The following is a 22,284-nucleotide window of genomic DNA, read 5'->3' as shown; positions in this document are numbered from 1 at the left end:
TTCCATGGAGGCGCATATCGCCGTGCTGGGCGCCGGCACGATGGGAGGCGGCATCGCCGAGCTGTTCGCCGGCCGCGGCATGTCCGTCGCGCTGTACGACCCGCACGAAAGCGCGCTCGAACGGGCGGGGCGGCGGCTCGTCGGCGGCGGACGCATCGCGATCGCGGCGGACGATGGAGCGACGCCGTCTCGCGACGCCGAAGCCGCGCGGCCGGGCGGCGCGGAGCGGGGGAGGTTGCGGCTGACGGCGTCGCTTGCGGAGGCGGCGCGGGGAGCCTGCTTCGTGTTCGAGGCCGGCCCCGAGCGGCTGGAGACGAAGCGCGAGCTGTTTCGCGATTTGGCGCCGCTGCTCGGCGAGGACGCCGTCGTCGCGTCCAACACGTCGACGCTGTCGCTCGTCGGGCTTGCGGAGCGGCAGCCGTTCGCCGACCGGCTCGTCGTCGCGCATTTTTTCAATCCGGCGGCCGTCGTACCGCTCGTCGAGCTCGTCGGCCTGCCGGTCACCCGGCCGGGCGTCCTGGAGCGGATTGCGGCATTGCTCGCGGACTGCGGCAAGACGCCGGTCGTGCTGAAAAAAGATTGTCCCGGCTTTATCGCCAACCGGCTGCAGGCGGCGGTGCTGCGCGAGGCGTGCCACCTGCTGCGCAGCGGCGTGGCGGACGCGGAGCAGATCGATCTGGCGATGACCGAAGGGCCGGGCTTGCGCTGGGCGCTGAACGGGCCGCTTGCGATCGCCGATTACGGCGGGCTCGATATATGGGAGAGCGTCGCCGGCAATTTGTTTCCGCTGCTCGACAACGGGCCGGACGCGCCGGAGTCGATACGGGACATGGTGCGGCAAGGACGGCTCGGCTTCAAGAGCGGCGCCGGGTTTTACGAATATGGCGAAGCGGCCGAACGGGAGCGTATCGCGCTCGGACGGGAGCGGGCGCTGCGCGAGCTCGTTCGGACGCGGGACAAGGAGAGAAGCGAATCGTGAACGATCGGGAGCAAGTCTATATCGTCGATGGAGCCCGGACGCCGTTCGGCGCGTTCGGGCAATCGCTCGGCCGGGTAAGCGCGACCGAGCTCGGCCGAATCAGCGCGGCGGAGGCGCTGCGACGGTCCGGCATCGCGCCGGAGCGCGTCGGCCACGTCGTCTACGGCCACGTCATTCATTCCGCCGTCGACGCCGCGTATTTGGCCAGACATATCGCGCTGAAAGCGGGCGTGAAGGTCGAGACGCCGGCGCTGTCCGTCAACCGGCTGTGCGGGTCCGGCATGCAGGCGGTCATTACCGCGGCGCAGACGATCCGGCTCGGCGAAGCCGACGTCTGCCTCGCCGGCGGTGCGGAAAACATGTCGCAGGCGCCGCACGCCGATTTTACGAGCCGGTTCGGCGGCGCGAAGCTGGGCCATCTCCGGCTGGAAGACATGCTGCTGCATACGCTGACCGACGCCTATATCGGCTGCGGCATGGGGGTGACGGCGGAGCGTCTCGCCTCCCGCTACGCCATTTCCCGCGACGAGCAGGACGAATACGCCGCCGCGAGCCACAGCCGGGCCGCGAGAGCGACGGACGACGGCACGCTCGCCGAAGAAATCGTCGTCGTCGAAGTGGCGGCCCGCGGCGGCGCGGCGCTCGTCGGCCGGGACGAGCATATCCGGCGCGATACGACGGCCGCGCGGCTGGCGACGCTGAAGCCGGCGTTCGTGCCGGACGGCGGGACCGTCACGGCGGGCAACGCCAGCGGCATCAACGACGGCGCCGCTTCGCTCGTGCTCGCCGGCGAGCGGGGACTGGACGGGCGCAAGCCGCTGGCGCGGATCGCGGCGTGGGGAATCGCCGGCGTCGAGCCGGACGTGATGGGCATCGGCCCCGTCCCGGCCGCCCGGATCGCGCTCGCCCGCTGCGGATTGACGATCGCCGACATCGATCTCGTCGAGATCAACGAGGCGTTCGCCGTGCAGGCGATCGCGGTGGAGCGGGAGCTCGGATTGGATCGGGCCCGCACGAACGTGAACGGCGGCGCGATCGCCATCGGCCATCCGGTCGGCGCAAGCGGGGCCCGCATCGTGCTGACGCTCGCGTACGAGCTGCGAAGGCGGAACAAGCGCTACGGCCTCGCCGCGCTTTGCGTCGGCGGCGGCCAAGGCGTCGCCGTCGTTATCGAAAACGTCGCCGGCTGACGCGGCGCGGATGCGGACCCGCCGACGCAGGCGCAGCCGCAGTCGCAGCCGCAGTCGCAGGCGCCCCTCTTTTCATGGAGGGGCGTTTTTCGTTATCGTTTCGCGCGCTCGTATTTGCCGCTTCATCCTCTAGCCGAACGGCGCGATCGATCGTATACTAGCGTTGGGCTTTCGCGGGGCGAATCGTGTCGTCCCGTGTCGGGAGCGGGCTTTAAATCGTGCGGAAAGAGGAGCGAGCATGTCGGACGCGCTGAGACGATGGTTGATCATGAACATGATGAGCTACACCATCTTCGTTTATGTCGGAATTTTCATCAATTTGTTTATCTGGGAAAAAAATCGGTTGATTTCCGAAGTCGCCTGGTACAATTTGATTTTGTACGTGTCGTGGGCGTTCGCGTTCGCCGCGGCGGCCTATTTGCTCACGAAGGCGACCGTGCGCCTGCTGCTGGCCGTTTCGGCGTTCGCGGGAGGGAGCGCCTTCGTGCTGCTGTCGACGCTCGAGCTGGACAACCGGCTGCTGTGGATCGCCTTGATCGGCATGCCGGTCGGCGTCATGTACGGCTTCTTTTCCGCCGCGCAAAATTTGAGCGTCTCGTCGAGCGGCACGAGCGCCGAGCTGGGCCGTTATTTTTCGACGGCAGGGAGCATTCAGCAGGGCGTGACGCTTGTCGTGCCGCTCCTTACGGCCGTCATCATTTCGCTCGCGGGCTACTCCGGAACGTTCGGGCTCATGCTCGTTTTTTTGCTCGGCATGCTCGTCTTCTCGTTTGCGATGCCGAAGCTGTCGTTTCGCGGGCAAAGCGGGGAGCCGGGGGACGGGCGCGATTTGCGGGCGTCCTGGAGTCGAAAGCCGGGGCTATTCTGGTTTACCGCCTCGAATTTGGCGGCCGGCGTCTTTTTGCAGTTCCAGCAGTTTTTTTTGCTCGTGTTTACGTTCAACGTGACCGAAAACAAGTTTTGGATCGCGGCGCTGAACGCTTTGTATACGCTTGCGACGTTGGCCGGGCTGTTCGCGTACCGCAGGTTCGGGCTGAAAGATTTCACGCTACTGTTCGTCGGCTGCGTTCTCGTGTCCGGCGGATTTTTGATCGTGCTCGTCCCGGCGAAGCCGGTTTTGATCGCATCCAACCTGCTGACGGCGGTCGGCATGTTTTGCGTCGTCGCGGCATGGAACACGCTTCAGTTCAAATGGATCAAGCCGCTCGCGGCTCCTCAGCAGGCGAGGGCGCTCGTCTGGCGGGAAACGATGATCTGCGTGACCCGCATCGGCACGCTCGTTCTCGTCCTGTCCGTCGACGACATCCGGGGACGTCTGTTTGCCGCGCTCATCGGCGTCGCGCTGCTCAGCTTGCTGGCATTGCCGTACTTCGAATATCGCGCCCGGAAGGCCGGAGAGCGGCGGGAGGCGGGGCAGGCGCCGTCGGGAGAAATCGAACAAGCAGGAAATATGTAGAAAGGCGGCGAATCAAGTAGTGCGCATAGCCGAACCTGTTCGGACATAGGCTGTTACGATGGACGAAGCAGGAAATCGAAAGGGGGAATGCAGGATGGAAATCTGGGCCATTTGGCTGATCGTGGCCGGCGTGCTGCTCGTGATCGAAATGTTGACGCTGACGTTTTATTTGCTGTGGATTGCGATCGGCGCCGTCGTGGCGGCCGCCGTCGCTTTGTTCGTCTCCGAATCGTTCGTCTGGCAGGCGCTGATCGGCTGCGTCGTCGTCCTCGTCTTGACCGCGTTCACGAAACCGATTACCCGCTATTTCCGGTCGTCGAAAGGCTACAAGGATACGGTGGACGAACTGGAAGGCAAGCAGGGCGTCGTCGTCGAGGCGATCCGCGAAGACAAGCCGGGCATCGTCAAGGTGGGCAGCGAAACGTGGAGCGCGGTTTCCGTTCTGAACGAACCGCTCGAACCGGGCGATCCGATCGTCGTCATCGAGAGGGGCAGCGCCGTACTCAAAGTGAACAAGTGGAGAGGAGACGTGTAAAATGGGTACCGTGGTAGCGATCATCATCGTCATTCTCGTCGTCGCCGTCGCCGCGCTTTCGATCAAAATCGTGCCGCAGCAGCGGGTCGGCGTCGTGGAGCGTCTGGGCAAGTTCAACCGGCTGCTGACGCCGGGCGTCAATATACTGGTGCCGATTATCGACCAAGTGCGCACGTATCACGATTTGCGCATCCAGCAGGCGAACGTGCCGCCGCAGACCGTCATCACGAGGGACAACGTTCAGGTGCAGATCGATACGATCATCTTTTACCAGGTGACCGGTCCGGAGCAGGCGACGTACGGCATTTCCGACTACGTGTACGGGGTGCGCAACATTACGACGGCGACGATGCGGCAAATTATCGGCAAAATGGAGCTGGACGAAACGCTGTCCGGCCGCGAAAAAATTTCGACCGACATCCGCGTCGCCCTCGACGAAGCGACGGAAAAATGGGGCGTCCGCATCGAGCGCGTCGAAGTGATCGATATTCAGCCGCCGAGCGACATTCAGGAAGCGATGGACAAACAGATGAAAGCCGAGCGCAGCAAGCGGGCGATCGTGCTGGAGGCGGAGGCGGCCAAGCAGGATATGATCCTGCGCGCGGAAGGCGACAAGCAGAGCAAAATATTGAAGGCCGAGGGCGACAAGGAAGCGCGCATCCGCGAGGCCGAAGGGCTGCGGCAGGCCCAGGAGCTGGAAGCGCTCGGCCAGGCGAAGGCGATCCAGGCGGTCGCCGAAGCCGAGAAGCGGCGCATCGAGCTGCTGCGCGAAGCCGGGCTCGACGAGCATGTGCTGACGTACCGCTCGCTCGAGGCGCTGACCGACATTTCGAACGGGTCGGCGAACAAAGTGTTCATCCCGACGAAGGCGGTCGAGACGCTCGGCACGATCGGGGCGATCGGCGATATGCTGAAGTCGGGCGACAACAAAGGATCGAACTGACCGGAACGAAATAAAAACTCTCCGACGATCGACGTCGGAGAGTTTTTTTCCCTCGCCTAAAACTGCAGCACGACCATCTGATGGCATTCCAGCTTCGGAACCGTATACGAAACGGCGCCGTCGCGCTGCTCGAAAGGAAGGTCGGCCATTTGCGGCGCCAAGTAGACGCGGCTCACCGGGCGATTCGTCCGCACCGTCGCCTTCACGTCGTACAGCGGCAGGACGTCCTCGATGATCTCGATCGACTGGCCGCGGCGCACCGGCGAAGCGTACAGCAGGTGATGCACCCAGCGGTTCTCGCTCTTCTGCTCCTGCAGCGTCGTGATACCCTGCGCGGGCAGCGACGTCGCGACCGTACGCGCGTCACCGAGCAGGCGTCCGAGCGCGTACGCCACCGTTTCGCGCAAAAACAGGCTGCCTTTCTCGGCGTAATCCTCGAAAATGTTCCAGGCGATGTAAATGCCCGCCGCGCCTTCGATCATGCCCGGCCCGCCGTGTTTTTTGCCGTTCGGCGTATGCCGGTGCGAGCAGAACGTAAAGGCGTCGCGGTTGAAATACGGATTTTCGCGATGTCCGAGCACCGTTCCCCCGGCCGCCTCGATTTGCTGCCCGGCGGCGTAAACGACGTAGGCGGTGCCGGGCGACAGGAAGGAGCCGGCGCCCGCATCGACGTCCGGGACCCAGTAGTCCGGCCGGTACGGATTCGCGCCGGCCCAGCGCGCGCCGAAATCGACGGCGAAGCCGGAGTCGTCCGGCTTCAGGCCGGAATCGCCGGTCGCGAGCAGACGGCCGCCCCGGCGGACGAACGCCGCCAGCTTGCTTTCCAGCGCGGCGTCGACGCGGATGCGGTCGGGCAAGATCAGCACTTTGTACGGGCTAATATCCGACTCCAGATCGACGATGTCGAACAGCCAGTTGCCCTCGAGCAGCATGCGCACCGCGCCTTGGTCCGGCTTCGGGCACCGGTGCTCGTCGTCCTTCGCGAAGCCGGCCGCCTCGACGGTCAGCAGCGCGATGTCGGCCACGTTCGCCGTCCCCTCGCACCAGCGTTCCTTCGCCTCCACTTCGCGATACGCTTCGCCGATCAGACGGTACGTCGCCTCGTCCATCAGGCCGCCCGGATGGAGCTGGTCGCCGATCGAGCAGCGCGCGCCGTTCGCCAGGCTGAGCGCCGTCTCGTAGCGCAGCGCGTTCGGATGCTTGAAGCCGCCGAATTCGCCCCACGACGTATGAAATTTCCCCGTCATGCCGAGATACTCCATGCCGAGCTGCTGCACGTAGCGGGCGGACAGCGGAAAATGGTCGTAGCCCCAGCCGCCGGTCGGCAGCGATTCCAGCTCGAGATGCGTATTGAGCCGGGCGAGGTCCCGTCTCCCCTGCGGGATATGTCCGCCGTTATGGAAGACCGGCAAACCCGGCTTATGCTTGTGCACCGCTTCGTTCGTCCGTTCGGCGTAGCGGGCGTACGTTTCTTCCCAAATCGGCCTCATCGCTTCCCTGGACCGCGGATCGACGCCCCGCTCGAGCGCGGTGCGGATGCAGGACGTGCAGTAGCATTCCTTTACCCCGACGATATCGAGAAAAATGCCGTCGGCGTCGTAATTCGTCACGACCTCTTCGATTTGGCTCACGAGCACGTCCAAATACGGCGTGTTCATGCACAAGCCGTGATAGCCCGGCGTCATGAAGTCCGGCGCCCAGCTCGTCTGCTCGTTTCGCCGGCGGAGCAGCCACTCCGGATGCTCCCAGGCGCACTTTTCGTCGAGGCCGGCCGACAGGTAGACCGGCGTTTTGACGCCGATTTCGTGCGCCGCCTCGATCTGCGCGCCGAGCAGGTCGAACGATAAATGCGGATGCGTCCGGTTCGCCTTCGACGGATGGTACGCCCAGCCGTGGTGGCATTTCGAGAACACGGTGATCGAGTCGACATGGCCGAGCTTCAGCATGTCCTGAAACTGCTTTTTGGAAAATTCGGCGCCGATGGCGGGAATCGCCTCGGACGTATGAAAATCGAGATGGACTTGACGGAATCGCATTCGGTTTCCCCCTGTGCCAAAATGTGGACTTTCCTCCGATAATTCAAGTGTACCGCTTCGAGGCGGCGGGACAAAGAGACGCTGCCGACCCGGACTAGCACATTTTCGACTTTCGCAAACGATCGGTATCGGATACGATAGAAGCATAAGCATGCGGCGCCTCGCGCGCCGTTTCGAGCGGGGAGAGTGCCGGGAGTGGAATGTTTGGAATGGTTCGTGCCGCCGCTGCCGCAGCTGGTGACGGTCGGCTACACCGTCTGGAAGCCGGGTATGCGCCATTTTTCCCGAAACTTCGGCTTGTACGACGTCATTCTCGTCAGAAGCGGCTGCATCTTCATGGCCGAGAACGGCCGGGAATACGAGGTTCGCGCCGGCCATATATTGACGCTCGAGCCGGGCAAAACGCACGTCGGCTATCGCGAATCCGAAGAGGACACGGAGCTGTTCTGGATTCATATCAAGCACGAATCCGCACGCTCCCGCATTCCGGTCGAGCAGATCCCGTGGTCGCTCGTGCTCCGCAAAGGAACCGATTCCGACCCGGATCCGGCGATGCGGCCGATGTATATGCCGAAATTCGGCTATCTCGGACTGGACGCCGCGTGGCCCGTGCTGGAGGAAATGATGCGGCTTCACGACAGCCTTTCCGTCGGTTCGGTATTGAAGCTGCAGGCGGAGTTCGCCCGGCTGCTGGCCGGCTTGCAGGAATCGGTCGGCCGCGCCAACCCGGAAAGCCCTTCGAGCCGGCTCGCCTCCGCCGTCGCCGCCTACTTGCGGCGGTTCGAGCGCGCGCCGTTCGGGGCGGAGATGCTGGAGCGGGAATTTCATTACAATCCCGATTACATTTCGCGCTGCTTGAAGCGGCATACGGGCATGAGCCCGCTCGAATACGTGCGCCATATCCGGATGGAGCGGGCGAAGCGGCTGCTGGCGCAATCGCCGGAGCTGACCGTGAAGCAAATCGCCGAGCTCGTGTGCATGCCGGACCCGAACTATTTTTCGCGCATGTTTCGCAAGGAAACGGGCGTGTCTCCGGCCGAATATCGAAAAAGACGGATCGGCTACAGTTGAGCGCCGATTTCGAAAGGAGTCCGGTTGATCATGGAGAATATGTAATATAAACCCGTTGCTTCAACCGAAAAAGGGGGCTTGGAATTGGAAAACGGACGGGAACGCGTCGCGCTCGTCACCGGCACGTCGAGCGGCTTCGGCCTGCTGACGGCGGTCGAGCTGGCCGGCCTCGGCTGCCGCGTCGTCGCGACGATGCGCAAGGCGGCCGACAAAAACGCGCTGCTCGAAATGGCGAAACGAGCGGGAGTCGAGTCGAATATCGACGTCGCGCAGCTCGACGTAACCGATGAGAGCGCCGTCGAAACGGTCGTGGCGGAAACGCTGGCGCGCTACGGAGCGATCGACGTGCTCGTGAACAACGCGGGCATTTCCGTCGGCGGCTTTGTCGAAGAAGTGCCGATGGAACAATGGCGCCGGCAGATGGAGACGAATTTTTTCGGACTCGTCGCCGTCACGAAAGCGGTGCTGCCCGCCATGCGCCGCCAAGGCGGCGGAACGATCGTAAACATCGGAAGCGTAAGCGGCAAAATCGGCTTTCCCGGATACGGCCCGTACGCGGCTTCCAAATTCGCGGTCGAAGGCTTCAGCGAAAGTCTCCGGCACGAAATGTCGCCGTTCGGCGTAAAGGTCGTCGTCGTCGAGCCGGGCGCGTTCCGGACGCCGATCTGGCAAAAAGGGCTGGCGAGCATTAGCGCTTCTCCCGATTCCCCGTACGACGCCATGCTGCGATCGGTCACGGCTTATTCGCGGCGCGCGGGAGAAACGGCTCCGGACCCGCTGCACGTCGCGAAGCTCGTCGGAAAGATCGTCCGAGCTTCGTCGCCGCGGCTGCGCTATGCGCTGGGCAAAGGATCCCGCCTTACGCTGTGGACGAAAGCGCTGCTGCCTTGGGCATGGTTCGAGCGGCTGATCCGGTTTGCGCTGTCGCGAAGCTGACCGCTTTGCGGGAAACGCCGACAAGTTTCACTGCGTCGACATTCCCATTTTAACGCGGCGGCCTGCATATTATAATCAAAATGAACTGCGGGGCCAAAGTCCGTTAAAAAGACAGTGTAAGGAGGAGATCATTACGTAACCTGCCTGCAAACCGAAGTACGAACGATCGTCTTCGCGGCTTGTCAATTTAGCAAAGCGTACTGGAGGGATATAATGGAACATGCAGGTGGAAGCTATCATATTTCACTCGTGATGCTATCGGTTGCCGTAGCCGCAGTAGCGTCTTATACGTCGCTGGATATGACGAGCCGGGCGCGCAATTCGTACGGCCGGGGGCGGTATTTGTGGCTCTCCTCCAGCGCCGTCACGATGGGACTCGGAATATGGTCGATGCATTTTATCGGGATGCTTGCGTACCGGCTGCCGTTTCCGGCTTCCTATCACCTGCTGCTTACGTTCGTTTCGCTGCTTATCGCGATAGGTTCCTCGTATATCGCCATCTTTCTCGTCAGCCGCAACGAGCTCAGCTCCGGCCGCTTTTTTACCGCCGGGGTTTTTATGGGCGGCGGAATATCCGCCATGCATTACACGGGCATGGCCGCGATTCAAAGCGATTTTGCGATCCGGTACAAGCTGTTTCCGTTCGCCTTGTCGATCGCGATCGCGATATTCGTTTCGTGCTGGGCGCTCTTTTTGACGTTCCGGCTGCAAAAAAAATCGATCGTCGACCGGGCGCAGCCGGACAAATTGACCGGGTCGATCTTGCTCGGCCTGGCCGTATCGGGCATGCATTACGTCGGAATGATGGCCACGCACTTCGTTCCCGCGCCGGTCGAGCATTCCCGCTTCCGGCTGCTGGACAGCTTGTCGCTGATCGACACGACGGTCGCGCCGAACGTGCTGTCGTATTGCGTCGGCGTCTCGATGTTCGTGCTGATCGGCTGCCTCGTCGCGGGGGCGCATATCGACCGCAAGCTGGCGCACGAATCGGCGCAGCTGAGAAGGCTGCAATTCGAGGCGCTGTACAACGGCACCCCGGATCTTATCTGCACGCTGGATTTGGAGGGGCGCATCATTCAGGCGAACGACGCCTCCGAGCGGATTACGGGATACGCGAAAGACGAGCTGCTTCACCGGTTCGGCCATCCGCTGCTGCCGCACGGGCGGGTAGGGGAGCCGGGCTCGTGGTTCGAGCAGGCGAAACGGGGGCTTCCGCAAAACGTGGAGCAGCTGCTCGTGCACAAGCACGGGCATCCGGTCAACGTAAGCGTTACCGCGATTCCGGTCGTCCACGGCAAGCGGGTCGCGGCGGTGATGGCGATCATCAAAAATATTACCGCACAGAAGCAGCACGAGGACATGGCCCGCAAAACGGACAAGCTGACGATCGCAGGCCAGCTGGCGGCGGGAGTGGCGCACGAAATCCGCAATCCGCTGACGACGATCAAAGGATTTTTGCATCTGCTGCGCCGCGGAATCGGCCGGGACGACATTTACGAGGTGATCGATCAGGAAATCGCCCAGATCGATACGATCATTACGGAATTTTTGCTGCTCGCGAAGCATCAGCCCGAGCAATACAGGCGGATCGACCTGAACGAGCTGATCCGGCACGTGCTGACGCTCGTCCATCCCCAGGCGAACATGAACAACATCGTCATCGAAACGCGATTCGACCCGCACATACCGGAAATCGTTTGCGACGAAAACAAAATCAAGCAGGTGTTCGTCAATTTGCTCAAAAACGCGATCGAATCGATGGCCGCTCCGGGAACGGTGAGACTGGACATCGGGAAGCGCGGCGAGAGCGAGGTCGTCGTCCGCGTCGAAGACGAAGGGGGCGGCTTGTCCGACGAGCGGATGTCGCGGCTGGGCGAGCCGTTTTACAGCACGAAGGAGAAAGGGACCGGCATCGGCCTCATGGTCAGCTTTAAAATTATTAACGAGCACAAAGGCACGATCCGCTACAAAAATATCGAAGGTGCAGGCACCGCCGTCGAAGTGACGCTGCCTGTCCGGTAAACGGTTAAGGCGGGGCGGCGCGGCGAAGCGGGGCCGCGGAACGGGATTTCGGCGCGGCGGCGGGACTGGGACGAAGAGGCGGAATAGTTCGGCGGGGCGGGGCAAAGCGTTGCGGCGGTGGGAGCAACCCGGGGCAATTGCATGAAAAGGGCTCGATGCCCGCATGAACGGTTGCGCGTTCGGATGTTTCCCGACCTTGCTTGGAAATCGGCGTAAACCGGATTTTCTCCCGCTATTTTGCTCCCGAGCAGGTGTCGGTTCGTATGAACGGGAAAAGCTCCCGGTAAATCGGCGCCGCTTCGGCAAAAAGCGCAATTCGGGCGAGATTATCGGGAGGTTTTCCTGATGATGTGGCCGGCAAAGGGGAATTCAGCAAAATAGCGGGAGGTTATACCGGCAGGTCGATTTCCCGGTGCGACGGGGAGATGGGCATCGATACGATTAGACAGATCAGGCCGACGCCGGCCGAATTGTTACCGCTAACTCACCGTCACTCCCACGTTCGCGAGTCGGGGACATCGAGCCATTCGCCGCCGCGCTCGATCGACCGCTGGCTGATCAGTCCCGGCAGCGTCATGTCCAGCGCCCGGTGGATCGGGATCGGCGACGGCTTATGCTCGGTCAAGGCGTTCAAAAAGTCGGTCACCATGACGTAATCGCTGCCGCCGTGCCCGCTTTCCCCGACGACCGCCTCGGGGAGGCCGCGCCAAATGTCGGGAACGTACGCCTCTCCGACTTCGGCCAGATCGGCCCACTCGCGCTTCGGCTCGCCGTCTCGTTTCACATACACTTTCCCCGAGCCGAGCAGCTCGTACCGGACGCTTTCGTAGCAGCCGCGCGTGCCCTGCAGCTCGTAGTTGAGCGCTCCGGGCCTTTCGGACAGCATGTCCAGACGAATTTGGATCAGCCGCCCCGCTTCCGTCTTGGCCGTCATGACGCAGCTGTCTTCGATCGCGTAAGGCCGTCCCGCGCTGTCCGCATAATGGCGGCCGCTGCCGACGCAGCTCACCTTGGCGATCCGGTCTCCGTCCATCCAGTCCAAAATCGGGCCGAGGCTGTGCGTCCCGTACGTAATGCCGTTCACCCCGGTTTGCCATACGCGCCGCCACGGCGTCGATTCGTTCAGCGCCTTCACCTCGTGCAAATATTCGCCTTCGGCGTAATACAGCTCCCCGAACAGCCCGTCCCGCACCATATTCGCGATCGTCATGTGCGGCTTCATATAATTGCAATTTTCCGCCATGACGTATTGCCCCTTGGAGCGCGACGCCGCCCGAACGAGCCGCCGGCATTCCTCCACCGATACGCCGGCCGGCACTTCGCTGATAACGTGCAGGCCGCGCTTCAGCGCAAGCAGCGTCTGCTCGACGTGAACCTGCATCGGCGTTCCGACGATGACCGCGTCCAGCTCCGCTTCCTCCAGCATCGTTTCGTAGGAAAGGTAGGCGGGATACGCCCCGAAATGGGCGGACGCCTGCCGGAGCCGCTCCTCCGTTACGTCGCACAAGGCGGCGACGGTCGCCCGCGGGTGATCGGCGATCGCCTGTTTGAATGCTCTCGGCCTGCCCGCGGCGCCGACGATGCCGATCCGCAGCTGCTGTTTTCCGTTCATTCCGATTCCCCCCGGCTTTCGCATAAGTTTCGATCGCTTCTACATGCATTATAAAGCGGCGTTCGGGCCGTTGCTTTGTCCGAAATCGCATTTTTTTTGTCGTTTATCGCCAAAAGCGGGACAGCAGGGGGGAGGCGGGTTGTATAATGGGGGAAAGCGGGCCGGACGCGACGGCGAAGCGTCCCCGGCCGGAAAGGAGGAGGCGATGGGCTACACGGGCGTTCGGCTGCGCGGCTACATTCATGTCGACCGGCTGTATGCGTTCCATTACTTCGAATTCGCGAAAGATTACGTGTTCCACGGGGAAAAGCACGATTTTTGGGAGCTGTTTTACGTCGACAAGGGCGAAGTGATCGTCCATGTCGAGGAAGTCCCTCACGAGCTGAAGCAGGGCGACGCCATGCTGTACAAACCGAACGCCTATCATCGCTTGTCCGCCAATCGGGTAACCGCTTCCAATCTGTTCGGCGTCGCCTTCGAATGCGGCTCGTCCGCGCTGGACGCGCTCGCGAACCGGCCTGTCCGCCTGGGCGACCGGGAGCGGGACTTGCTCGCGCAAATCGTCAAGGAGGGCTTTCAAGCGTTCGCGCCGCCGTACCATCACCCCGATCAGCATACGATCGAACGCCGCGCGGATGCGCCGGAAGGCAGCGAGCAGCTGCTGCAAAACTTTTTGGAAATATTGCTCATCCGGCTCATCCGGCGCGCGCACGGCGGCCAGGAGCCGGTCGGGAAGCCGCCGTTCGTGCCGAAGGAGAAGCGGGAGCGCGATCTCGTCCGCAGCGTGACGGCCTTTTTGCGCGAACGGCTTCACCGGGACTTGTCGCTCGATGCGGTTTGCGAGTCGTTCGGCGTCGGCAAGTCGCACATGACCCGGCTGTTCAAACGAAAAACCGGCTACCCGCTCATGGACTATTTCAAAAGGCTGAAGGTCGAGCAGGCGAAGCTGCTCGTGCGCGAGGAGCGGCACAACTTTACGGAAATATCGCGGCTGCTCGGCTACGGCAGCATTCATCATTTTTCCAAGTCGTTCAAAAAGTACGCCGGCATGACGCCGTCCGACTATGCGAAGTCGATCCAGGCGAGGGCGGCGGAATCGCGCTCCTCCGGCGAAGGGGAACGGGGCGATTGGGCGGAAACGCTCCCGTTCGGCGCGGGAAGAGGCGATTGAGCGGGAAGCGGATGCATCCATTGTGCGAAAGGCGGGAGAAAAACGGATGGCAAACAGGCTGGCGAACAAAATCGTCGTCGTGACGGGAGCCGGCTCGGGCATCGGGGCGGGCATCGCCCGGCGATTCGCCGCGGAAGGCGCGTTCGTCGTCCTGGCGGACGTGAACGAAACGGCGGTCCGGGCGGTCGGGGACGATATCGGGCGATCCGGAGGCCGCTGCGAGACGCATGCGGCGGACGTATCGAGCGAGGAGGACGTCGCGAGGCTGTTCCGCGAAGTCGGGAAACGGCACGGGCGGCTTCACGCGCTCAGCACGAACGCGTATTGGGCGGCGGCCAAAAACGTCGAACACACGTCGCTCGACGAATGGAACCGGTGCATGGCGGTCACGTTGACCGGCCCGTTTCTGTGCAGCAAGTACGCGGTGCCGCTCATGCGGCAGGCGGGAGGCGGCTCGATCGTCCATACGGCGTCGGTCGGGGCGCTCGTCGCGTTCCGCGACAACGCCTCTTACATGGCCGCCAAAGCCGGCGTCGTGCAGCTGTGCAAATCGATCGCCGTCGATTTCGCGGCCGACGGCATTCGCTGCAACGCGATATGTCCGGGCATCGTCGACACCCCGTCGACCCGGGCGGACGATACGGAGGAGCTGCGGCGGCTGCGAATGAGCAAGACGCTGGCCGGCCGGTACGGCACGCCGGACGACGTCGCCTCGGCGGCGGTCTACTTGGCGGGAGACGAATCGGGCTTTGTGACGGGCACCGCGATGCTCGTCGATTCGGGCTGGTCAATCGTCTAGCTTTCGAAGATAATGGAGGAGGGAGTTACGCGCTATGATCAACGAACATTTCGAGCTTCTCACGGATACGCCGTTTCTCGCCGTCGATCTTGACGTGCTGGAGCGCAATCTGAAGCGGATGGCCGATCTCGCAAAAAGGGCGGGCGTCAAGCTTCGCCCCCATACGAAGACGCACAAAAGCCCGTACATCGCCTTGAAGCAGCTCGAGTACGGCGCCTCCGGCATTACGGTGGCGAAGCTGGGCGAGGCCGAGGTGATGGCCGATCACGGCATCGACGACATTTTGATCGCCTTTCCGATCGTGGGGCGGAACAAGCTGCGGCGGTTCGCCGACCTGCTCGACCGGGCGAAGTTGACCGTCGGGCTGGACGACCTGTTCGTGGCGAAAGGGATCAACGACGTGGGCGAAGCGCGCGGACGGCGCATCCCGATTTATGTCGACGTCGATACGGGCCTGCACCGGATGGGCCGGGACGCGGTCGCCAGCGTCGAGCCGATTCTCGAGATCGCGAGGCTCCCGTATTTGGAGGTGCGCGGGCTGATGAGCCATACCGGGCACGCTTACGCGAAGGCGACGGTCGAGGAAATCCGGGCGGTCGCCGTCGAAGACGCGGAGCTGCTGAACGAGACGCGGACTTTGCTCGGCAAGCGCGGGCTGGACGTTCCGGAAATCAGCGTCGGAGCGAGCGCGACCGCCCGGTTTATCGCCGACATCCCGCATGCGACGGAGATGCGTCCGGGCATGTATGCGTTTAACGACCGGTTCGTCATGGCGGCCGGCGGCGCCGAGGTCGAAGATTGCGCGGTCGCCGTGTACGCGACCGTCGTGGCCCGGCCGACGCGCGACCGGATCGTCATCGACGCCGGAAGCAAGACGCTGGCGGCCGATCCGTTCAGGCACGGCGGCTACGGGCATGTCGTCGGCCATCCGAATTTGACCGTCCGGGCGTTGTCGGAGGAGCACGGCACGATTGAGGTCGCCGGCGAGTCCGACGTGCGGGTCGGCGACGTGCTGCGCATTATTCCGAATCATATTTGCCCGGCCGTCAATTTGGCCGACGAGCTGTTCGCGTTCCGCGGCGGCGAGCTGGAGACGGTCATCCCCGTCCTCGGCCGCGGAAAAAACCGATGAGCGAGATGAGCGCAGGGAGGACGATCGTCCATGGCATTTGACCTTCTGATCCAAAACGGCTGGATCGTCGACGGTACGGGAGCTCCGCGGTTCAAGGGCGACGTCGCGGTTCGCGGCGACGAAATCGCCGCGATCGGCAGCCTCGGCGATGCGGAGGCGTGCGAAACCGTCGACGCCGAAGGCATGATCGTATGCCCCGGCTTTATCGACGTTCACGTCCATTCGGAGCTCGCCCTGCTCGGCGGGCCGGACCGGTACGCGCCGATCCGGATGGGCGTCACGACGCAGCTCGCTTCGCCGGACGGCTTCTCGTGGGCGCCGCTTTCCGCCGGGCAGCTGACTGAAATGAGGCAGTATTTGCGAACGTTTTACGAGGACGACCGCTTGAACCGGTCCGGCGCGATGTCGATCGACGACTTGCTCGGCTTGTTTAAGGGCCGGATTCCGTCGAACATCGCGCTGCAGGTCCCGCACGGCTCGATTCGCCAGGCGGTGCTGAACTGGGAGACGCGGCCGGCGAGCGACGGCGAAATCGCCGCGATGGCGCGCTTGACGCGGGAATGGATGGAGAGGGGGGCGAAGGCGTTCGCGACCGGGCTCGAATACGAGCCGATGCGCCGCGCCGATCTGCGCGAGCTGGTCGCGCTGTCGCGGGTGACCGCCGAATACGGCGGCATTTACGTCGCCCATCAGCGCGGCTACGCCGACAACATCCGGACCGGCTGCGAGGAGACGTTCGCGATCGGCGTTAAAGCCGGCATCCCGGTTCACATCTCCCACCTGACGATCGATCCGCCTGCCGCGGCCGAGCTGGAACGAGGGGCCGCCCTGGGGGCGGACGTCACGTTCGACATGTACCCGTACACGGCGGGAAGCACGCATCTGCTGCTCAACCTGCCGCCCGAAGCCCAGGCCGGCGATCCGCGCCAAGTGCGCGAGCGGCTGGCGGACAAATGCTTCCGCGAACGCATTGCCGATCATATCGAGCGGTCGTTTCCGCCGGACCGGGTCCGGTTCGCCTCGGTCGGCAAGCCCCGCGAGGAGGACGGCAAGGGCGGTTTCGGTGCCGCGCCCGGCTGGATCGGCGACATACGCGGATGGGAGGGCAGGACGATCGGCGAAGTGCGCGAGGCGGTCGGCGTCGAGTTGACCGATCTTGTCTGCGATTTGATCGTGCATACCGAGTACCCGTCGCTCATGATTTTCCATTGGCCGGAGGAACGGCATCCGTATCTCGAGACGACGTTCAAGCATCCGCTGCATATGGTCAGTACGGACGGCATTTATGCCGGGGTTAGCCCGCACCCGCGCGGCTTCGGCACGTACCCGAAAATATTCCGCGAAATCGTGGGCGAACGCGGCTGGCTGACGATTGAGCAAGCCGTCCGCAAAATGACGGCGTTTCCCGCGGAACGGTTCGGCATCGGGCGGCGAGGCAAGCTGGCGGGCGGCCATTATGCCGATATCGCCGTCTTCGATCCGCTGCGGATCAAGGACCGGGCGACTTATGCCGAGCCGCGGCTCGCCCCGGAAGGGGTTCGGCATGTCATCGTGAACGGCCGCTTCGTCATGAAGAACGGCGGCATCGTACCCGGCGATTTCGGCCGCATCGTCCAATAATGGAACAAATGAAGGAGGATTTACATATGTCCGTAAGAGAACGGTTTAATCAAGTGAAGGAAAAGCTCGGCTTTCAGGAATCGCCGGCGGTCAAAGACCCGAAGCTCGTTTTGCCGGTACGGGTGGACGGGCGGATCGCTTACGTGTCCGGCAACGTCCCGTTTTCGGCGGGAGAGCTGCTGTTTAAAGGCCGCATCGGCGCGAACGTGTCGATCGAGGACGGCAAACGTTCCGCCGCGTTTTCGATTTTGAACTGCCTGACGGCGCTCGACCGGGAAGTCGGGCTCGAAAACGTGGAGCGGGTGCTGAAGGTGACCGGCTATTTGAGCTGCACCGAGGACGTAACCGAGCATCCGGACATTATGAACGCGGCGAGCGAGGTGCTCGTCGAACTGTTCGGCGACGCCGGCAAGCATGCGCGCGCCGCCCTCGGCATCCATACGCTGCCTTTGGGCTCCTCGACCGAAGTGGAAATGGTCGTGTCGCTCAAAGGATGAAAATCGCCGTTATCATTTTATACGTGTTGGCGATCAACGCGGCCGGGTTTTTCGTCTTCGGGTACGACAAGCTGATGGCGAAGCGCAACGAGCGGCGCATCCCGGAGAAGCGGCTGTTTTGGATCGCGGCGGCCGGCGGCGCGGCCGGCGCTTGGCTCGGCATGCGCTCGTTCCGCCATAAGACGAAGCACGTTTCGTTCAAGCTCGGCATTCCGGCTTTGCTCATCTTGAACGTCGTTTGCGCCGCGCTGCTCGTCAAGCTGTTCGGTTCGTAACTTTTGTTGGTAAAAGGAGACAGATGTACCTTTGCGGGATATCTGTCTTTTTACGTTGCCGGAACTAACATTGCGCGAGGAGGCGGCGCCGAAATGGACGGCGGTATCGATGCAATAACGTACAGCCTGCATGCGATGGTGCCGGAAGCGGCCGAACAAGCTTTGGCCGGCTGGGTCGCCGGCACGTCAGGCGCGAGCTTGTCGCCGTGGGGAAGCCATATGACCGTCATCGGTCGATTTCCGCTCATGGAGGATGCGGATGCGCTGCCGGCGCTGATGGGAGCGATCGAGGAATCGTGCGGCGCAACCGAACCTTTCGCGATCCGTTTGAACAAGACGGCCGTTCGGCGGCACCGGTATGAGTCATCGCGCATGATCGTGATGCTGGAGTGCGACGGGCGAACCGACGACTTCGACCGGTTCGTGCAGTATCGGGCCGGATTGGCCTCGCGGCTCGCATCGCTGATCGGGCCGACGGACATCCGGCTCTTGGAGGAGGAGTACGTTCCGCATGTCAGTCTTACAACGGGGATCGACGAACGGACGGCGCGGCGAGTCGCGAGATCGGCGGAAGCGGCGAAAGTGGACATCCGCTTTATGTTGAGCCGGATATGGCTGTATCGTCACGAGAAAACAACGACCGGGCAGCTCGGAACGACTCCGGTGCAAGCGTTCCGTTTGGGAGCAAAGCCATAGGTCTCATAATCGAATCGGTTCCGGCAGCGCAGCGAAACGGCTGCGTCCGCTATGGCAGGGCATAATCGCCGTACCGACCGGAAGCCGGGTTGCAACAACGATGCGGCTTTTTGTAATCGCCGGGAAGTGTTATAGCGAGGAAGGCTTTTCGAACCATAGCCGAACCCGAAGTCGAGGCCGGAGCCGAAGCTAGGGAAGTATTCAGGGAAGATTTCATGCTTCTCGACAACCGGGCGGACCCGGGTCGACCGTAACGAATCGTATGATGCTTATGGACGGGAAAACGAGCGTTTTTCAAGGCTTACGAATCGAAGTATCGTTATCGAGCCGAAAGTGGAGGAAAACGAGCCGATTTGCCGGATATAACGATACAACGATTCGTTACAAATTGAAACCTCCGCAATTGACTTCGATAACGATTGGTAGGTTCGTTAGCCGTATGTCCGTACCGGGAAACGGGGAGAAGTCGAACGCTGCTCGCAGGAACCCGAAGGAATGGGGATTAGGCGGAACGATCACGGTCTGCTTATGAAGTCGCGATGGCGCCGCCATCTTCTCATAAAGACAACACGACCGAGGCAGGGGCTGAGCCCAATCCCCAATCCTATCCCGCTGCCGATGGATGGGCTTGCTCGTGAATGACCGCTGGAGCATTATTCTCCAGCGGTTTTCTTATGTCCAACCGGTTAACCCGGAAACAAGCGGACGTTCGAGACCGCTCCTTCAACCGAAGCCGCGCCGGCTGCAATCCGGCGGACGGCTGAGACTTTATTTTCGGCAAACGAGGCCCGTTCGGGCCGTTTACCTTGGCAAACGTACTGCTACGAGATTTTTTTGCCAGTACCGCTTTACGCCCGTTCTCGGCGGCGGAAGCGGTCTGCCCACGACCGGACCGGTAGGTCGGCCTTCCAAGGAGCGAAGGACGGCGGCCGGACTATAGGCCGGGACAATCGGCTGTCAAAGTTCGCCGAAACGCAAATCGAAATGGGCATTTATGCGGTGATCAAGTGCTTGCAGGCGCATCCCATTTCAATTCTCCATCAAATTTCGATAAAATCATTCATAAATCGACAAAATGTGATATCATCATGCTTGCACGCCCATATTGGAAATCGGAGGAAAGTCGATGTCGTCAAACCAAACGTTCACCGCCGGCTTTCGCAACGTATCGATCCGCAAAAAATACGCGGTCGTCATGCTGCTGCTGGCTATCGTTCCGCTGCTCGTTTCCACGCTGTTTTTTTTGAACTATTTCGGCAACGTGACGCGGGAGGAAAATGCGAAGGTCGTAAACCAAGTGCTCGATTCCAACGTCGCGCGGCTGGACGAATGGATGCAGAGCAAAATCGGCTTCATGCAGTCGCTCATCAAGCAGCGCAAAGAGTTTCAAACGGCCGATCCGGCGAAAATCATTCCGGTGCTGAAAGTGCTGGACGAAAGCGACGAACAGGTGACGACGTTCAACGTGATCGGCGCAAACGGCGACGGCGTCGATACGGGCTTCGTCGCGCTCAATATCGCCGACCGCGATCATTTCAAGAAAGCGAAAGAAACGAAGCAGCCCGTTATCGCCGATATGCTGATCAGCAAAAAGACGAACAAGTACGTGCTGCCGATCGACGTGCCGATCGTCACCGAGTCGGGCGACTTCGCCGGGATGCTGTCGGCCTCGGTATCGCCCGACATTTTGACGACGTTGACCGCCAGCATTCGCGTGGCCGATACGGGCTACGGGTACATCATCTCGGGCGCCGGCGAATATTATACGCATCCCGATCCGGCCAGGATCGGCAAATCGCTTGCCGAGTTCGAAACGGCCGAAGGCGCGAAGAAAGCGTTCGAAACGATCGTCGCCTCGCCGAGCGGCAGCGTCACCTACGTCGGCAGCGACGGCAAAGAAGTGATTACATACTACGATACGATTCCGAATACGGCATGGAAGCTGATCGTGACGGTGCCGACGGGCGAAGTGTTCGCCAAAGTGTCGGAAGTGCAGCGGATCGCCGTTATGTTCATGATCGTCATTATCGCGCTCGCCGCCGCCGTTTCCATCGCGATAACGCGTTCGATCAGCAAGCCGATCGAGAACATCTCGGCCTTTATGGGCCGCGTGGCGGAGGGCGATTTGAGCCGGCGGCTGGACGTCCGCTCCGGCGACGAAATCGGCAGGATGAGCCAAAACATTAACCGGATGGTCGATTCGACCGGCGATATCGTCCGCAAAATCCATCATGCCGTAAGCCAGGTGTCCGCCGCTTCGAACGATTTGCTGCAGGCGGCCGGGCAATCCGCGCAAGCGGCCGCACAGATCGCAGCGGCGATCGAGGAAGTGGCGAACGGGGCGGAAAGCCAGCTGATGGGCGCCGAGCAGTCGGCGCGGGCGATGGAGGAGTCGGCCGCCGGCGTGCAGCGGATCGCCGAATCGTCGGGCGTCGTATCCGATCAGACGGCGAACGTGGCGTCCGAGGTCGAAGCGGGTTATGTCGACATCCAGGCGGCTATCGCGCAAATGAACGTGATCGCGGAAAAAGCGCACGACTCGTCGGCGGTCATCGGCGAGCTGTCCGCCCAGTCCGAGCAAATCGGGCAAATCGTCGACGTCATTACGGACATCGCGAACCAGACGTCGCTGCTGTCGCTCAACGCTTCCATCGAAGCGGCGCGGGCGGGGGAGCAGGGACGCGGCTTCGCGGTCGTCGCGAACGAGGTCAAGAAGCTGGCCGAGCAGACGGCGCACTCCGTTTCCGGCATCGCCGACATCGTGCGGTTGATTCAGGCGTCGGCGAACAAAGCCGTCGAATCGATGCGCAGCAACGTCTCGGAAATCAGCGGCGGCATCGTCAAAATGGAGCAGATCGGCGAGGCGTTCGCGAACATCCGCGCCTCCGTCCGCGAAGTATCCGCGCAGATTCAGGAGGTGTCCGCCACGACCGAGCAAATGTCGGCCGGCACCGAGCAAATCACCGCCTCGATCCTGGACATGGTCGGCATCTCGAAGCAGTCGGCCGACAATTCGCAATCGGTGGCCGCCTCCGCCGAGGAGCAGACGGCGATTACGGAAGATATCGCCTCTTCCGCGCAATCGGTGGACAAGCTGATGAAGGAATTGAGCGAATTGGTGCGGGTTTTCAAATTGGAATAAACGCCGATCGACCGCGCGGGGCTTGCAGCCTCGTGCGGTCGTTTTGCGCCGCCGCTTAAAAAAAGACAGCGCCGGCTCAATTTTTGCCATACCGGTCCGCCGTTTTCTTCCTTATACTGGAGGGGAGCGTGCCGGGCGGAGGAGCTGTTCCGGACGATGCCGCGCCATACGA

18 protein-coding genes are annotated in these 22,284 nt (G+C 62.2%); 16 read left to right on the top strand and 2 right to left on the bottom strand.

All coding sequences use genetic code 11. The features are described from left to right. The first annotated feature begins 4 nt into the window (after positions 1–4). The 5 genes from PV407_RS22920 (at position 5) to PV407_RS22900 (ending at position 5,103) form a co-directional block, all read left to right on the top strand. A complete protein-coding gene (locus PV407_RS22920; RefSeq protein ID WP_332092325.1) occupies positions 5–979 on the top strand; it encodes a 3-hydroxyacyl-CoA dehydrogenase family protein in 975 nt (324 codons plus the stop codon). Next, the gene (locus PV407_RS22915; RefSeq protein ID WP_332092324.1) at positions 976–2,169 is read left to right on the top strand and encodes an acetyl-CoA C-acyltransferase; all 1,194 of its coding nucleotides are present in this window, start codon (positions 976–978) and stop codon (positions 2,167–2,169) included. Before PV407_RS22920 ends, PV407_RS22915 begins: the two co-directional genes overlap by 4 nt. A 238-nt stretch (positions 2,170–2,407) precedes the next feature. Then, entirely contained in the window at positions 2,408–3,625 is a 1,218-nt protein-coding gene (locus tag PV407_RS22910) for an MFS transporter (protein ID WP_332092323.1), read from the top strand. 94 nt (positions 3,626–3,719) lie between these two features. Further along, on the top strand, positions 3,720–4,160 hold the full coding sequence (locus PV407_RS22905) for an NfeD family protein (RefSeq protein ID WP_332092322.1): 441 nt from the start codon (positions 3,720–3,722) through the stop codon (positions 4,158–4,160). Between the two features lies 1 nt (position 4,161). Continuing rightward, the gene (locus PV407_RS22900) at positions 4,162–5,103 is read left to right on the top strand and encodes an SPFH domain-containing protein (protein WP_332092321.1); all 942 of its coding nucleotides are present in this window, start codon (positions 4,162–4,164) and stop codon (positions 5,101–5,103) included. 56 nt (positions 5,104–5,159) lie between these two features. On the opposite strand, the gene PV407_RS22895 is transcribed toward PV407_RS22900, so the two are convergent. Then, a complete protein-coding gene (locus PV407_RS22895) occupies positions 5,160–7,139 on the bottom strand; it encodes a beta-galactosidase trimerization domain-containing protein (RefSeq protein ID WP_332092320.1) in 1,980 nt (659 codons plus the stop codon). Between the two features lie 195 nt (positions 7,140–7,334). Here PV407_RS22895 and PV407_RS22890 point away from each other — a divergent pair, with 195 nt between their 5' ends. The 3 genes from PV407_RS22890 to PV407_RS22880 all read left to right on the top strand — a co-directional run bounded on the left by PV407_RS22890 (position 7,335) and on the right by PV407_RS22880 (position 11,168). Continuing rightward, positions 7,335–8,210: an AraC family transcriptional regulator gene (locus PV407_RS22890; protein WP_332092319.1), complete on the top strand. Its 876-nt coding sequence runs from the start codon at positions 7,335–7,337 to the stop codon at positions 8,208–8,210. 78 nt (positions 8,211–8,288) lie between these two features. Next, on the top strand, positions 8,289–9,146 hold the full coding sequence (locus PV407_RS22885) for an SDR family oxidoreductase (RefSeq protein WP_332092318.1): 858 nt from the start codon (positions 8,289–8,291) through the stop codon (positions 9,144–9,146). A 213-nt stretch (positions 9,147–9,359) separates the two neighbouring features. After that, positions 9,360–11,168, top strand: a complete 1,809-nt coding sequence (locus PV407_RS22880) for an MHYT domain-containing protein (protein ID WP_332092317.1) — start codon at positions 9,360–9,362, stop codon at positions 11,166–11,168. Between the two features lie 490 nt (positions 11,169–11,658). On the opposite strand, the gene PV407_RS22875 is transcribed toward PV407_RS22880, so the two are convergent. Continuing rightward, on the bottom strand, positions 11,659–12,780 hold the full coding sequence (locus PV407_RS22875; protein WP_332092316.1) for a Gfo/Idh/MocA family protein: 1,122 nt from the start codon (positions 12,778–12,780) through the stop codon (positions 11,659–11,661). Positions 12,781–12,919: 139 nt separating this feature from the next. On the opposite strand from PV407_RS22875, the gene PV407_RS22870 reads away from it, so the two are divergent. The 8 genes from PV407_RS22870 (at position 12,920) to PV407_RS22835 (ending at position 22,112) form a co-directional block, all read left to right on the top strand. Then, positions 12,920–13,951, top strand: a complete 1,032-nt coding sequence (locus tag PV407_RS22870) for an AraC family transcriptional regulator (RefSeq protein ID WP_332092315.1) — start codon at positions 12,920–12,922, stop codon at positions 13,949–13,951. Between the two features lie 46 nt (positions 13,952–13,997). Then, on the top strand, positions 13,998–14,750 hold the full coding sequence (locus PV407_RS22865) for an SDR family NAD(P)-dependent oxidoreductase (protein ID WP_332092314.1): 753 nt from the start codon (positions 13,998–14,000) through the stop codon (positions 14,748–14,750). Between the two features lie 34 nt (positions 14,751–14,784). After that, entirely contained in the window at positions 14,785–15,882 is a 1,098-nt protein-coding gene (locus tag PV407_RS22860) for an alanine racemase (RefSeq protein WP_332092313.1), read from the top strand. A gap of 30 nt (positions 15,883–15,912) precedes the next feature. Next, positions 15,913–17,502: an N-acyl-D-amino-acid deacylase family protein gene (locus tag PV407_RS22855; RefSeq protein ID WP_332092312.1), complete on the top strand. Its 1,590-nt coding sequence runs from the start codon at positions 15,913–15,915 to the stop codon at positions 17,500–17,502. Positions 17,503–17,528: 26 nt separating this feature from the next. Next, on the top strand, positions 17,529–17,999 hold the full coding sequence (locus PV407_RS22850) for a RidA family protein (RefSeq protein WP_332092311.1): 471 nt from the start codon (positions 17,529–17,531) through the stop codon (positions 17,997–17,999). Continuing rightward, a complete protein-coding gene (locus tag PV407_RS22845; protein WP_332092310.1) occupies positions 17,996–18,274 on the top strand; it encodes a DUF1294 domain-containing protein in 279 nt (92 codons plus the stop codon). Before PV407_RS22850 ends, PV407_RS22845 begins: the two co-directional genes overlap by 4 nt. A 93-nt stretch (positions 18,275–18,367) precedes the next feature. Further along, positions 18,368–18,970, top strand: coding sequence for a 2'-5' RNA ligase family protein (locus PV407_RS22840; protein WP_332092309.1), 603 nt, complete (start codon positions 18,368–18,370; stop codon positions 18,968–18,970). A 1,126-nt stretch (positions 18,971–20,096) separates the two neighbouring features. Further along, positions 20,097–22,112, top strand: coding sequence for a methyl-accepting chemotaxis protein (locus tag PV407_RS22835; protein ID WP_332092308.1), 2,016 nt, complete (start codon positions 20,097–20,099; stop codon positions 22,110–22,112). Positions 22,113–22,284 lie beyond the last annotated feature (172 nt).

The sequence above is a fragment of the Paenibacillus sp. GYB003 genome, from assembly GCF_036577625.1.
Classification (GTDB): Bacteria; Bacillota; Bacilli; order Paenibacillales; family NBRC-103111; genus Paenibacillus_AB.
Note: the sequence above shows the minus strand (reverse complement) of the source record. Positions and strands in the feature narration are given on the sequence as shown.